The following is a 13450-nucleotide window of genomic DNA, read 5'->3' on the forward strand; positions in this document are numbered from 1 at the left end:
TTTATATTTTAGTTTTTGTTTTTCGAAAGGTGAGTTACTCTTTATGATTTGGAACAGGCATAGGTAAGTAGTTATCTCTATAAGTAATTTTTTGCTAGGAGTGTATTATTATTTTTGTTAATTTGTCAAAATGTTTACCATTATAAATATAACATTAAGTTTTCTGAATGCTATTGAGAGTACATCGAGAGATTGTTATTGTTATATTGCGTTATAGAGATTTTATTTATTCCCTCGGTGAAAAAATAAGATTAGTATAATGCTACAAATTATCGGAGGTGCTTTTAGTGAGTATTAAGAAAAAAAGTCGTTTTATGCTTGGATCTGTTTTATCTTTAGGTATTTTAGCTAGTACTTTCGTTTTAACCGAACCAGCTAATGCTGATACAAGGGATGATCATGTAGAATTTACCTTTAGACTTTGGAGTGCATATGATTTTACTAACGCACGTCCTAAAGAGACACCTACTTCTATGTATATGCGTGTGAAGAGCAGTGAGAAGGGCGGTGGTTCTTTCAATGTTTGGACAGAAGCGGATAAAAATAAAGGTAAAGGTGATAGAGATTGGGTAAATGTTTCAGGTGAGTCAGGTAAGCATGAAGGAACGGTGCGACCAGGTAAAACGTATCTTTTCCAAAATTACGCATATGAAAACTATGGGAAAAATGTACCTGTGAGATTCGGTGGTTATTCTAGAGAAAATAATGCTTATCCTACTGCTTGGAGTCCTGATAGTGTAAGACCTAGTGGACCTTACACTGAATATTGATTTAGAAATTATAAATTAAAATCATTTATTGTGTAACGTTAGAAAAAGTCGTCTAGTTCGTCATCTGGATTATACGACTTTTTCTACTATTTCATTTTTTGAATAGGAGGTGCTGCAATGAAGCTTATTTCAAAATATATTTTATTCTGTTGTTTTATATTGATTATTTGTTTATTAGCTTCTTGCCATAAGAAAGTAGATGAACCTATTGTAAATATTGAAGATACTTTAACGGAAAAAGATAATTTGAAAAGTATTCAGTTGAAAGAAATTAATAAAAATACTGTTTTTGAACAAGTATTTTTGGAAAATGAAACTGGTGATGATTTCTTTCAAGGGCAAATAGATAGAAATGATATTGCAATAAAAGATAGGCTTTCAGATAAAAATTTAAAGTCAGGAGTTATACCAGAAAATTATTATGTTTTTTTAACGGGTGTTACGAACAAGAAAAAACCAGCGTATCTTTTGGGGCGGATTGAACAAACTGATGGAAAAGTAATTGAGTGGAAACAAGAAGTTAAGAGTGTAAAAAGAAAAGGTACAAATGATGTTTATCAGTATGAAGTTGAGTTTCCTAAATTTGAAGGTGAGAGAGTAAATGTTTCTTTTCGTTACATCTGGTTAAATAAAGAAAATAAATGTTATGGTGTTGCGGATCAAATGTTCATGTTAAAAAAGATTTAAATTTCATTAATGGTTTATGGAGGAGCTGTAGATGAGTTACTTTTTAGGAAGGATTTTAAAAGGTAGGATGTTTTGGTTGTCTTTATTTATTATGTTAGTAATTGTCATTGCTCAATATATTTCTATGTGTGTAACAACGAAAGGATTTAATGATGCTGGGATCATAAAGGTATCCCCATATTTATCTAATATTTTATATTTTAATAGATTATCGTTTTATAGTGAGTTTTATTTACTTATATTTCCTATGCTTTCCGCAATGGCTGTAGCTGGGATTTATAGAATTGATAAAAATTATGGATTTATTTATCCTGTCATTTCTAAGATGGGAACGCGTCATTATTTTAGATTACTTTATTTTATTAATTTTATTGTATCTTTTTTTATTATAAGTGTCCCTTTACTATTTCATTTTTATTTATATGTGATGACTTATCCGACAGTTGCTCCGCATCCGATATTAAATTATATGGCTGCTACTGTTTCACCAACAGCTCAATTTCATACGGTTTATTATGAGTATCCGACTTTATATTTTCTTATGTATGTATTTTTAAATGGTTTATACGGTGCGGTTTTTTCAAGTTTGGCTTTATCAGTGTCATTTTTTATAAAACGAGTTTATTTTATTTATTTAGTGCCATTTATTTTACATATTTTTTGGCTTGGTATTGGAAAGGGAATTCTCAATCCTAAAGATTATTTAATTAAAGACTTCGGCTTTTTTGAATTACAAATTTTTCTTAGTGTGCTGTTATGTATTTGGTTTTGTTCTGTAGTTCTTTATTTACGGGGGAGTAGGAAGCATGTTCTTTTATAATGTAATGAAAGAAACTATAAGGATGAAATATATTTGGTTAAGTATTCTCTTTTTACTTAATGCTAGTATCATTGGTTGCTTGTTCAATTATTTTGAATCTGGAATTGTAAAAGAGAAAATGAACGAATTGGAAACCCTGTATAAGGTTATGTCGTTTTATAATTTGTCGACCATATTTATTCCTTTAACAATCGTTTTTTCTGTATATTCTATGTCGAGTTTTTTTAGTATTTATGTAGTTTACCGAGTGAATAATGCATGGAAATTAGTTTCTATATATTATTTGAAACTATTCGTTTTCGTTTGTTTTTTCGCTGGGAGTATGATTTTACAGTTATTTTTGATGTCAAATATGATGGCTGTAAATAGTATTTCTGTGAATTATCCATTATTATTTTGCATTCAATTATTTGCGACTATTTTTATATGTATGATAAGTGCTTTGTTGCAATTATTTTTACCTAGTTTACTTGTAATAATATGTATGATTACTGCCGTTTTATTAGATAGATTTATATTACATGGATTTTTATTTACAAATGCTTTTTATATAAATGTGTTTGAAGATGCTACTGGTTTACTTATACGCTTATTTGGATGTTTTTTTATCTTTTTTATAAGTGTATGGATTTTATCTAAAAAAAGTTATATTGCTATGAATGATGAGACAGAGGTGATCTAGTTTACATTATGATTTTATATCATTTGTTAAAAAGAGATTTATATGTAAGGTTTAGAGATTCCGTCAAGATAATGGCTTTTTTATTCTTAATTTACGCTATGATTGTAGTTACCTTTTTATACAATCAGCCTCTGAGTAATGGTAAAGAACCTGTATTAGTAGATGTTACCTTTTATCGATTTTTTCATGGAGTAGACTTTGTGGATTTATCTTATTTTTATAAGGAGGGGCGATTTTCTATCCCGTTTTATTGGATATTTTTTCAAATTACTCCTTTGTTGCTAGTAGGGAAGTTTGCTTTTTCAGATATTCAGCAGAATGGTGTTTATTTATTTCCTCGTGTTAAGAAGAAGCATTTTCTTTGGTTAACGAAAATACTATCTTTGTTTTTTTACATAATTAGTATTTGGATTGTTATGTATTTGATTTGGTTTACTGTTTATTATTTGCTTACTTTTGGCGGGCATTCTTTTTCAAATGTATATAGTCAATTTTCTTATAAGATAGTAGGTACTATGCTAATTCAAATTATTATAAGCTTTTTATTAGCTTTGATTTTTGAGTTTTTAACATTTTATATACCAATAACTATTGTTTTTGTACTAATGTTGTTATACCTATTTTTGTCTATTTTCTTTCATAGTATTTATTTTTTAGGCTCTTTTGTTATGCCAAATCGTTGGTATTTTGTTGATCACAGCTCAATTCAATTGACTTTAGGTAATAATCAATCTATTCAATGGCATGAGTTACTTTTAATCGGAGTAGTAATTGTTGTTGTAATGATTTTATTAGGTAGTTTTTGTTTTAAAAAACTAGATGTGATAGGTGAATAATTTATGGACAATTATATTAAATGTGAATGTATGACGAAAAGATTAAAAGGAAATATTGTGTTAGATAATATTAGTTTGTCAGTAAAAAAAGGCGAATTTTTAGTTTTGAAGGGGCATAATGGCTCTGGTAAAACGATGATTTTACGCGCTATCTCAGGGTTAATGCGTTTGAATTCTGGAGTTGTTTATATAGATAATGAAATAATTGGAAAACAAAAGCAATTTCCGGATTCTATGGGAATATTGATTGAATATCCAAGTTTTATTCCAGGGTATACTGGTTTTCAGAACTTGAAATTTTTATCATCGATTAACAATAAAATCTCCGATGAGGAGATTTATAATATTATTCAAAGGGTTGGACTTGATAAAACAGATAAGAGAAAGTATAAAAGATACTCTTTAGGTATGAAACAACGTTTAGGGATAGCGCAAGCTTTAATGGAACAACCAAAATTACTGTTATTAGACGAGCCAACGAATGCTTTAGATAGTGATGGGATAAAAGATGTTTTAGATATTTTGAAAGTAGAAAAAGCCAAGGGAACGACTATTGTTGTAGCCAGTCATGATGTGCATGTTCTAGATAATGAAATGGTAGATCGTATTGTACATGTTAATAATGGAAAGTTGGTAGATTAAGAGTGGCAAGAAAATATGTCTTAATAAGCGTTGGATTGTGTCTGTTGCTATGTATATTTGCTAGTTTATTAAGATTTAAAACATTAAATCTTAATAATGAATCTTATAAAGTGGTAAAAGATGAGTTTTTATCTAATAGAACTTTTGAAGATGGGCAAGGAGTTACGTTTCATGCACTTAATCCTCTTGATCCTACAAAAGTTTATGATCCCTATGAAGACCGTGAAGTAGTGACGTATGTTTTACCTTTAGATATTACAAATACAACAAATCGAGATATTAACTTGCTTAGTAATAAGTCTATTTCCGATACAATGTTTTATTCTAAAATAGGTGAGTTTTATAATGTAATCCCTTATTCAATGGAATTACCTAAAAAATATCAGTTTGATCCTGTAATACCTGCTGGTAAAACAGTACGAGGGTATATAGGGACAAATTATTTTATAGGAGATGACCCTTATAAAAATTATAAAAACTTTTCAAATGAATCAACTAAAGTGAAATTCATTTCGTGTATAAAGGATAAGGAAGGGAAATATCATGAATTAGAAATACCGATAAATTAATAAAATTTATGATTGATACAGCTATATTTTAATGTTGTTTGTAGATCTTGCAACATAACAATATTTTTTAAAGTCGGAGTTTTTTTGCAGGTGTAAGTACCCATGGATGCTACACCTGCGAAGTTTCCGGCTTTTTGTAATTGTCGATTTAGATTTTATTAAGGAATTTCTGGTAGTCATGTTCTTTAAAAGGAAACTTGAAAGAATAGGACTTAGATTTAATACGAAATTTGTAACGTGAAATTGAAATAGCGAGACAGAGAAAAGGAACGTAACAAATAAAATAAAAACTTTTTTTGAATATAAGGCCCGACATTTTGCCGATTGTTGTCATAGTTATAAGACAAGTGTTACAATTATCATTAGGTATATACATTTTAGTTTTTTTAATTAGGAGAAAAATTGGCATAACATACATTTGATTTTTATAACGACTGATTGTAATAGAGAAAAAGAAAAAACAATCGGAAGTTTTATTTTAATAAAAAGAGGAGCGTATTTCCTATGATCGGTATTTTAAAAAAGGTATTTGATGTAAATCAACGCCAAATTAAACGTATGCAGAAGACAGTTGAGCAAATTGATGCATTAGAGCCATCTATTAAGCCATTAACTGATGAACAATTAAAAGGGAAGACGCTTGAATTTAAAGAACGTCTAACAAAAGGTGAAACAGTAGATGATCTACTACCTGAAGCTTTTGCGGTTGTTCGTGAAGCTGCGACTCGTGTTCTTGGAATGCGTCCGTATGGTGTACAGTTAATGGGTGGTATTGCCTTACATGAAGGGAATATCTCTGAGATGAAAACGGGTGAAGGTAAAACGTTAACATCTACATTACCTGTATATTTAAATGCTTTAACAGGAAAAGGTGTTCACGTTGTTACAGTCAATGAATACTTAGCACAACGTGATGCGAGCGAAATGGGACAACTTCATGAGTTCCTAGGATTAACAGTAGGAATTAATTTAAACAGTATGTCACGCGAAGAGAAACAAGAGGCTTATGCTGCTGATATTACGTATAGCACAAATAATGAGCTTGGATTCGATTACTTACGTGACAACATGGTTTTATATAAAGAGCAGTGCGTTCAACGCCCACTGCACTTTGCTATTATCGATGAAGTCGATTCTATCTTAGTCGATGAAGCGCGTACGCCACTTATTATTTCTGGACAAGCTCAAAAATCAACAGAGCTGTACATGTTTGCAAATGCATTCGTTCGTACGTTAGAAAATGAAAAAGATTATTCATTTGATGTGAAGACGAAAAATGTAATGTTAACAGAAGATGGTATTACGAAAGCGGAGAAAGCTTTCCATATTGAAAACTTATTTGATTTAAAACATGTAGCGCTTCTTCACCATATTAATCAGGCACTTCGTGCGCACGTTGTTATGCATCGTGATACAGATTATGTTGTACAAGAAGGCGAAATCGTAATTGTAGACCAATTTACTGGTCGTCTTATGAAAGGTCGTCGTTATAGCGAAGGGTTACACCAAGCTATCGAGGCAAAAGAAGGCGTAGAAATTCAAAATGAAAGTATGACGCTTGCGACAATTACATTCCAGAACTACTTCCGTATGTACGAAAAGTTATCTGGTATGACTGGTACAGCGAAAACAGAGGAAGAGGAATTCCGTAACATTTATAATATGAACGTTATCGTAATTCCAACGAACAAACCGATTATTCGTGATGACCGTGCAGACTTAATCTTCAAATCAATGGAAGGTAAATTTAATGCTGTTGTTGAGGATATTGTAAATCGTCATAAACAAGGGCAACCAGTTCTTGTCGGTACAGTTGCGATCGAAACGTCAGAACTTATTTCAAAAATGTTAACGCGTAAAGGTGTACGTCATAACATCTTAAATGCGAAAAACCATGCGCGTGAAGCGGATATCATTGCAGAAGCAGGTATAAAAGGCGCTGTAACGATTGCGACGAACATGGCAGGTCGTGGTACAGATATTAAGCTTGGAGACGATGTGAAAAACGTTGGTTTAGCCGTTATCGGTACAGAGCGTCACGAAAGTCGTCGTATTGATAACCAGTTACGTGGTCGTGCTGGTCGTCAAGGGGACCCAGGTGTTACGCAGTTCTACTTATCAATGGAAGATGAACTAATGCGTCGATTTGGTTCAGATAATATGAAAGCGATGATGGATCGCCTTGGTATGGATGATTCTCAGCCAATCGAAAGTAAAATGGTTTCTCGTGCAGTAGAATCTGCGCAAAAACGTGTAGAAGGAAATAACTATGATGCACGTAAGCAGTTACTACAATATGATGATGTACTTCGTCAGCAACGTGAAGTTATTTACAAACAGCGTCAAGAGGTAATGGAGTCTGAGAACTTACGCGGTATTATTGAAGGTATGATGAAATCTACAGTAGAGCGTGCGGTTGCACTTCATACACAAGAGGAAATTGAAGAAGATTGGAACATTAAAGGTCTTGTTGACTACTTAAATACAAACCTTCTGCAAGAAGGAGATGTGAAAGAAGAAGAATTACGTCGCCTTGCTCCAGAGGAAATGAGCGAGCCAATTATCGCGAAATTAATAGAGCGTTACAATGACAAGGAAAAGCTTATGCCAGAAGAGCAAATGCGTGAGTTCGAAAAAGTTGTTGTATTCCGTGTTGTAGATACGAAATGGACAGAGCATATCGATGCGATGGATCACCTTCGTGAAGGTATTCATTTACGTGCTTACGGTCAAATTGATCCACTTCGTGAGTATCAAATGGAAGGGTTCGCAATGTTCGAATCAATGATTGCTTCTATTGAAGAGGAAATTTCTCGTTACATTATGAAAGCTGAAATTGAACAAAACTTAGAGCGTCAAGAAGTTGTTCAAGGTGAAGCTGTTCACCCATCTAGCGATGGCGAAGAAGCGAAGAAAAAACCAGTTGTAAAAGGTGACCAAGTGGGCCGCAACGATTTATGTAAATGTGGTAGCGGTAAAAAATATAAAAACTGCTGTGGTATCGGGAAGTAATATAGGGCGGTAGCCCAGGCTGCTTTGCAAACTTTTGCATCAAAAATGTATAATTAAGAAGGATTAAACTCTCTCCGTCATAAGTGGAGAGAGTTTCCCTTGTTTTCATACGAAAGTAACAGCAATTACATAGAGGTGAAGGAAATGGAATTAGTAGAAATTAGACAGGAATTAGAGAAAATGGCTAAGAGATTAGCGGCTTTTAGGGGGTCTCTTTGACCTCCCTACTAAGGAGAAACAAATTTCAGAATTAGAAGAGAAAATGATGGGCGCAGGATTTTGGGATGATCAACAAGGCGCACAAGCTGTCATTAACGAAGCAAATGCGTTAAAAGATATGGTTGGGAGTTTCCGTCAGTTAGATGAGACATTCGAAAATTTAGAAATAACGCATGAACTTTTAAAAGAAGAGTATGATGAAGATTTACATGAGGAGCTTGAATCAGAAGTAAAAGGCTTAATTCAAGAAATGAATGAGTATGAGCTGCAGTTACTACTTAGCGATCCTTATGATAAAAATAACGCCATTTTAGAATTACACCCAGGTGCAGGTGGAACAGAGTCACAAGACTGGGGTTCTATGTTATTACGTATGTACACACGTTGGGCTGAAAAACGTGGGTTTAAAGTAGAAACTGTTGACTACTTACCAGGTGATGAAGCTGGTATTAAGAGCGTTACTTTATTAATTAAGGGTCATAACGCTTACGGTTACTTAAAAGCTGAGAAAGGTGTACATCGTCTTGTACGTATTTCACCATTCGATTCTTCAGGCCGTCGTCATACATCGTTCGTATCTTGTGAAGTTGTACCTGAATTCAATGATGAAGTTGAAATTGAAATACGTACAGAAGACTTGAAAATTGATACGTATCGTGCAAGTGGAGCGGGTGGACAGCACGTCAATACGACAGATTCAGCAGTTCGTATTACGCATACACCGACAAATACGGTTGTAACGTGTCAGTCAGAGCGTTCTCAAATTAAAAACCGTGAGCACGCGATGAAGATGTTAAAAGCGAAATTATATCAAAAGAAATTAGAAGAGCAACAAGCGGAGTTAGATGAAATTCGCGGAGAACAAAAAGAAATCGGATGGGGTAGCCAAATCCGTTCTTACGTATTCCACCCATATTCTCTTGTGAAAGACCACCGTACAAATACTGAGGTCGGTAATGTGCAAGCAGTTATGGATGGAGAAATTGATCCGTTTATTGATGCTTACTTACGTTCTCGCATCTAATAAGCTAAGTGAAAAAAAGCCAACAAAATTGTTGGCGCACGTTGAGGATATAGAGGACATAAAGAGTGCTATTTTATTTATATGGATGAAGTACAGAGGAAGAGAAGTTGGAAACGACAACTTCTCTTTTTGATGGGATTATATGTAGCATACAATGTTGTATATTGTTTTGTAAAAAGTAGAAAATAGTAAAACAGATTGGCAATAGAGTAAGGTTTTCTACAGAATTTTTCTAAATTCCCGTTCAAAAAGAATCCTTTATAGAAGTTTATAAGTTGTTCACAGAATTGAAACAACTTATAAAAGCTTTATATCATTAGGGTTCTCACTTTATTTTTGAAGAATATGAAATACACCTTAGTTTTTCTATATAAAGATAATGCTTATAATGAAAATGAGTGTGTTAGGAATGAAAAGAATATCAACAATGGGGAGCGATAGAAGTGAAAAAGAAATTATTGGCTATTGCGCTAGGAACATCAGTCGTTTTTGCTTTAGGAGCGTGTGGAAATAAAGAAGAGAGTAAGTCTTCGAACCAGTCTGCAAGTACAGACAGTGCAGAACAAATTTTCCAAAGAAGTTGTGCTGGGTGTCACGCAACAGATTTATCAGGAGCAACTGGACCTGATTTAAGAAAAGTAGGCGGGAAGTACGACGCTGCAGATATCGAAGAAATTATTAAAAAAGGTCGCGGTTCAATGTCGCCAGGACTTATTCAAGGTGAAGATGCGAAAAAAGTAGCTGAGTGGTTAGCTGAACATAAATAAAAAGGGGTAAAATGGACGAGTTGATTCATATAATCAACTCGTTTCCCTTTTTTTGGAATGTAACATAACTGTAACAAAAATGTATCCAAACTGGAAACCGTTTGATGTTACAATGAGGTTTGTAGAATTTTGCTGAAATATATTACATAGAGTAGTATTGCTTAGAAAAAGAGTATAAGTAGACTACCTTCAACAAGAGTGGTTTAAAAGAGAATAAAGGTTTAGCTTTTATTTTCAAATGTACAGAAAAGTATTTCGAAAAAAATCATTAAGTATTGGGTGATAAATAATGATAAAAATGACGAATGTTTATAAGGAGTACCCGAATGGTATGAAAGCCATTGCTGGTCTCACAGTTAACATTAAACAAGGCGAGTTTGTATACGTAGTTGGACCGAGTGGAGCCGGAAAATCTACATTTATTAAAATGATGTATCGTGAAGAGAAGCCATCTACAGGATCAATTAATGTAAATGGTCTTACTATCGAGTCATTAGCAGAAAGAGACGTTCCATATTTCCGTCGTCAATTAGGCGTGATTTTCCAAGACTTTAAATTACTACCTAAATTAACGGTATATGAGAATGTTGCGTTTGCCTTAGAAGTAATTGAAGAAGAGCCAGATGCAATTCGTGAGCGTGTAACAGAAGTGTTAGGTCTTGTAGGTCTTGAAGATCGTGCAGACGCACTTCCAAGCGAACTTTCAGGCGGGGAGCAGCAACGTGTTGCGATTGCGAGAGCAATTGTTAATAGACCAAAGGTTGTAATTGCCGATGAGCCAACAGGTAACTTAGATATTGAAACAGCTCTTGATATTATGAAGATTTTCACGCGCATTAATGAGCGTGGTACAACGATCGTTATGGCGACACATAACGCAGATATCGTAAATACAATCCGTCATCGTGTAATCGCGATTGAAGGCGGAAAAATTGTTCGAGATGAGATGGAGGGAGGATACGGATATGAAGGCTAAGACCCTTAGTCGACATTTGCGAGAAGGTGTAAAGAATCTATCACGTAACGGATGGATGACGTTTGCTTCTGTTAGTGCGGTAACAGTTACATTATTACTTGTAGGTGTCTTTTTAACAGCGATTATGAATATGAACCATTTTGCGACGAAAGTAGAGCAAGATGTAGAAATTCGTGTACACATTGATCCAGCAGCAAAAGAAGCTGACCAAAAGAAATTAGAAGATGATATGAGTAAGATTGCAAAAGTAGACTCTATTAAATATTCTTCTAAAGAAGAAGAGTTAAAACGTTTAATTAAAAGTTTAGGCGATAGCGGAAAGACATTTGAGTTATTTGAACAAGATAACCCACTTAAAAACGTATTCGTTGTAAAAGCAAAAGAACCAACAGATACAGCAACAATTGCGAAAAAGATTGAAAAAATGCAGTTTGTAAGTAATGTTCAGTACGGAAAAGGGCAAGTTGAACGATTATTTGATACTGTAAAAACTGGTCGTAACATCGGGATTGTGTTAATTGCTGGTCTTTTATTCACAGCGATGTTCTTAATCTCTAATACAATTAAAATTACAATTTATGCTCGTAGTACAGAAATCGAAATTATGAAACTTGTAGGTGCAACAAACTGGTTTATTCGTTGGCCGTTCTTATTAGAGGGATTATTCCTAGGAGTATTAGGATCAATTATTCCAATTGGCTTAATTCTAGTTACGTATAATTCGTTGCAAGGTGTGTTTAACGAAAAACTTGGCGGAACAATTTTCGAACTTCTACCATACAGTCCATTCGTATTCCAATTAGCTGGTTTACTAGTGTTAATCGGGGCTTTAATCGGTATGTGGGGAAGTGTAATGTCAATTCGTCGCTTCTTAAAAGTATAAAAAGTTGCAAACATAATTCGTACAAGCTTATCATATAGTAGAAATAGGTAAAGGCATCACACACTGTGTGATGCCTTTTGCTACACCACCTGTGTGTTTTGGAAAGGGGAATTCCGCATTGAAACGTAGAGTTGCAATTATTGGAATGGTTGTTGCATTTTTAATTGGTGCTGGCGGAATGTTTGCGGGTATGTCTTTATTTGGGGTTAACCCAGCAGAAGTAACGCAAACAATTTCGAATGGAAACGCTAGCACTGCGCAAGGGAATTTGGCAAAAATTAATGAGGCGTATGCACTAATTGATTCACGTTATGTGGAAGACGTGAAAGATGAAAAATTAGTCGAAGGTGCAATACAAGGCATGTTGTCTACGCTGAAGGACCCTTATTCCACGTATATGGATAAAGAAACGGCTAAACAGTTTAGTGAATCACTTGATCCCGAGTTAGAAGGGATTGGGGCTGAGGTGAACAAAACGGACGGTAAGCTTATTATCGTATCTCCAATTAAAGGCTCACCAGCAGAAAAGATTGGAATTAAACCGAATGACCAAATTTTATCTGTAGATGGAAATAGTGTGAAAGATTTATCACGTGAAGAAGCAGTATTAAAGATTCGTGGTAAAAAAGGAACGACTGTTGCGATTGAAATTAAGCGTGCAGGAGTAGCTGATCCGATTGTATTTAAAATTAAGCGTGAAAAAATTCCAATCTTCACAGTGTTTAGCTCTGTGAAACAAGAGAGTGGAAAAGATATCGGTTATATGCAAATCACTTCTTTTGCTGAAAATACAGCGAAAGAATTTAAGGATCAGTTAAAAGAGTTAGAGAAGAAAAACATAAAAGGCTTAGTTATTGACGTACGTGGTAATCCAGGTGGCTACTTAAATAGTGTAGAAGAGATACTAGGAGAAATTATGACGGATAAAAAGCCGATGCTACAAGTAGAGCAAAGAAATGGTGAGAAGAAGAAATTCTCTACGGAACTAAAAGAGAGAAAGCCATATCCGATTTCAGTATTAATTGATAATGGAAGTGCTTCTGCTTCAGAGATTTTAGCGGGTGCGCTAAAAGAGGGAGAAGGATACGATTTAATTGGTGAAAAAACGTTTGGCAAAGGTACTGTTCAGCAAGCTGTTCCATTTAAAGATGGCAGCAACATCAAATTAACGATGTTCAAATGGTTAACACCGGATGGAAACTGGATTCATAAAAAAGGAATCAAGCCAACTGTAGAAGTGAAACAACCAGATTATTATCATGCGACACCAATTCAAATTGAAAAGACACTTTCATACAATGCAAATGATGTACAAGTAAAACATGCCCAAGAAATGCTTAAGAGTTTAGGGTATGTACCAGGACGTGAAGATGGCTACTTTAGTAAAGAGACAGAATCAGCACTGAAAGCATTCCAAAATGCGAATAAGATGGAAGCGACAGGACAGCTCGATAAAAAGACAGCTGAGGCGATTCAAACGAAAATTATTGAAAAAATCCGTTCTGGAGAAAATGATCTACAATTACAGTCAGCATTAAAATTAATGGCGAAGTAAAGTGAAAC

General features: G+C 34.2%; 13 protein-coding genes. All 13 read left to right on the forward strand.

Going from position 1 to position 13450, the window contains the following annotated elements:
- The first annotated feature begins 287 nt into the window (after window positions 1-287).
- The 13 genes from BAQ46_RS15200 to BAQ46_RS15260 all read left to right on the forward strand — a co-directional run bounded on the left by BAQ46_RS15200 (window position 288) and on the right by BAQ46_RS15260 (window position 13442).
- Window positions 288-770, forward strand: a complete 483-nt coding sequence (locus BAQ46_RS15200; RefSeq protein ID WP_016718925.1) for a DUF2712 domain-containing protein — start codon at window positions 288-290, stop codon at window positions 768-770.
- Between the two features lie 117 nt (window positions 771-887).
- Window positions 888-1457 carry a hypothetical protein gene (locus tag BAQ46_RS15205; protein ID WP_071742115.1) on the forward strand — a complete coding sequence of 190 codons (570 nt, stop codon included), beginning with the start codon at window positions 888-890 and terminating at the stop codon, window positions 1455-1457.
- A gap of 31 nt (window positions 1458-1488) precedes the next feature.
- Entirely contained in the window at window positions 1489-2277 is a 789-nt protein-coding gene (locus BAQ46_RS15210) for a hypothetical protein (protein WP_071742116.1), read from the forward strand.
- Complete coding sequence (locus tag BAQ46_RS15215; protein ID WP_071742117.1) at window positions 2264-2959, forward strand: hypothetical protein; 696 nt, start codon at window positions 2264-2266, stop codon at window positions 2957-2959. The genes BAQ46_RS15210 and BAQ46_RS15215 overlap by 14 nt, the downstream gene beginning before the upstream one ends.
- 71 nt (window positions 2960-3030) lie before the next feature.
- Entirely contained in the window at window positions 3031-3795 is a 765-nt protein-coding gene (locus BAQ46_RS15220; RefSeq protein WP_061131956.1) for a hypothetical protein, read from the forward strand.
- 3 nt (window positions 3796-3798) lie between these two features.
- Window positions 3799-4437, forward strand: a complete 639-nt coding sequence (locus tag BAQ46_RS15225) for an ATP-binding cassette domain-containing protein (protein WP_000371027.1) — start codon at window positions 3799-3801, stop codon at window positions 4435-4437.
- Window positions 4438-4478: 41 nt separating this feature from the next.
- Window positions 4479-5006: a hypothetical protein gene (locus tag BAQ46_RS15230; RefSeq protein WP_071742125.1), complete on the forward strand. Its 528-nt coding sequence runs from the start codon at window positions 4479-4481 to the stop codon at window positions 5004-5006.
- Window positions 5007-5510: 504 nt separating this feature from the next.
- Complete coding sequence (gene secA / locus BAQ46_RS15235; RefSeq protein ID WP_048553050.1) at window positions 5511-8018, forward strand: preprotein translocase subunit SecA; 2508 nt, start codon at window positions 5511-5513, stop codon at window positions 8016-8018.
- Between the two features lie 144 nt (window positions 8019-8162).
- Window positions 8163-9261, forward strand: a protein-coding gene (gene prfB, locus BAQ46_RS15240) for a peptide chain release factor 2 (RefSeq protein WP_096001580.1) whose coding sequence is annotated in 2 segments (ribosomal slippage) — window positions 8163-8234 and window positions 8236-9261 — 1098 coding nt in all. Because the reading frame shifts where the segments join, the coding sequence is not laid out codon by codon here.
- A 443-nt stretch (window positions 9262-9704) separates the two neighbouring features.
- Complete coding sequence (cccB, locus tag BAQ46_RS15245) at window positions 9705-10028, forward strand: cytochrome c551 (RefSeq protein ID WP_000727972.1); 324 nt, start codon at window positions 9705-9707, stop codon at window positions 10026-10028.
- A gap of 289 nt (window positions 10029-10317) precedes the next feature.
- The gene (gene ftsE, locus BAQ46_RS15250; protein WP_000594318.1) at window positions 10318-11004 is read left to right on the forward strand and encodes a cell division ATP-binding protein FtsE; all 687 of its coding nucleotides are present in this window, start codon (window positions 10318-10320) and stop codon (window positions 11002-11004) included.
- A complete protein-coding gene (gene ftsX, locus BAQ46_RS15255) occupies window positions 10994-11887 on the forward strand; it encodes a permease-like cell division protein FtsX (protein WP_000645019.1) in 894 nt (297 codons plus the stop codon). Before ftsE ends, ftsX begins: the two co-directional genes overlap by 11 nt.
- A gap of 118 nt (window positions 11888-12005) precedes the next feature.
- On the forward strand, window positions 12006-13442 hold the full coding sequence (locus BAQ46_RS15260; RefSeq protein ID WP_000830290.1) for a S41 family peptidase: 1437 nt from the start codon (window positions 12006-12008) through the stop codon (window positions 13440-13442).
- The last annotated feature ends 8 nt before the right edge of the window (window positions 13443-13450 follow it).

Origin of the sequence: Bacillus paranthracis, assembly GCF_001883995.1 — a bacterium.
GTDB lineage: Bacteria > Bacillota > Bacilli > Bacillales > Bacillaceae_G > Bacillus_A > Bacillus_A paranthracis.

Coding starts and splice junctions, on each gene's coding strand:
- BAQ46_RS15205 (WP_071742115.1), top strand. CDS start 888: ATGAAGCTTATTTCAAAATATATTTTATTCTGTTGTTTTATATTGATT.
- BAQ46_RS15210 (WP_071742116.1), top strand. CDS start 1,489: ATGAGTTACTTTTTAGGAAGGATTTTAAAAGGTAGGATGTTTTGGTTG.
- BAQ46_RS15215 (WP_071742117.1), top strand. CDS start 2,264: ATGTTCTTTTATAATGTAATGAAAGAAACTATAAGGATGAAATATATT.
- BAQ46_RS15220 (WP_061131956.1), top strand. CDS start 3,031: ATGGCTTTTTTATTCTTAATTTACGCTATGATTGTAGTTACCTTTTTA.
- BAQ46_RS15225 (WP_000371027.1), top strand. CDS start 3,799: ATGGACAATTATATTAAATGTGAATGTATGACGAAAAGATTAAAAGGA.
- secA (WP_048553050.1), top strand. CDS start 5,511: ATGATCGGTATTTTAAAAAAGGTATTTGATGTAAATCAACGCCAAATT.
- ftsE (WP_000594318.1), top strand. CDS start 10,318: ATGATAAAAATGACGAATGTTTATAAGGAGTACCCGAATGGTATGAAA.
- ftsX (WP_000645019.1), top strand. CDS start 10,994: ATGAAGGCTAAGACCCTTAGTCGACATTTGCGAGAAGGTGTAAAGAAT.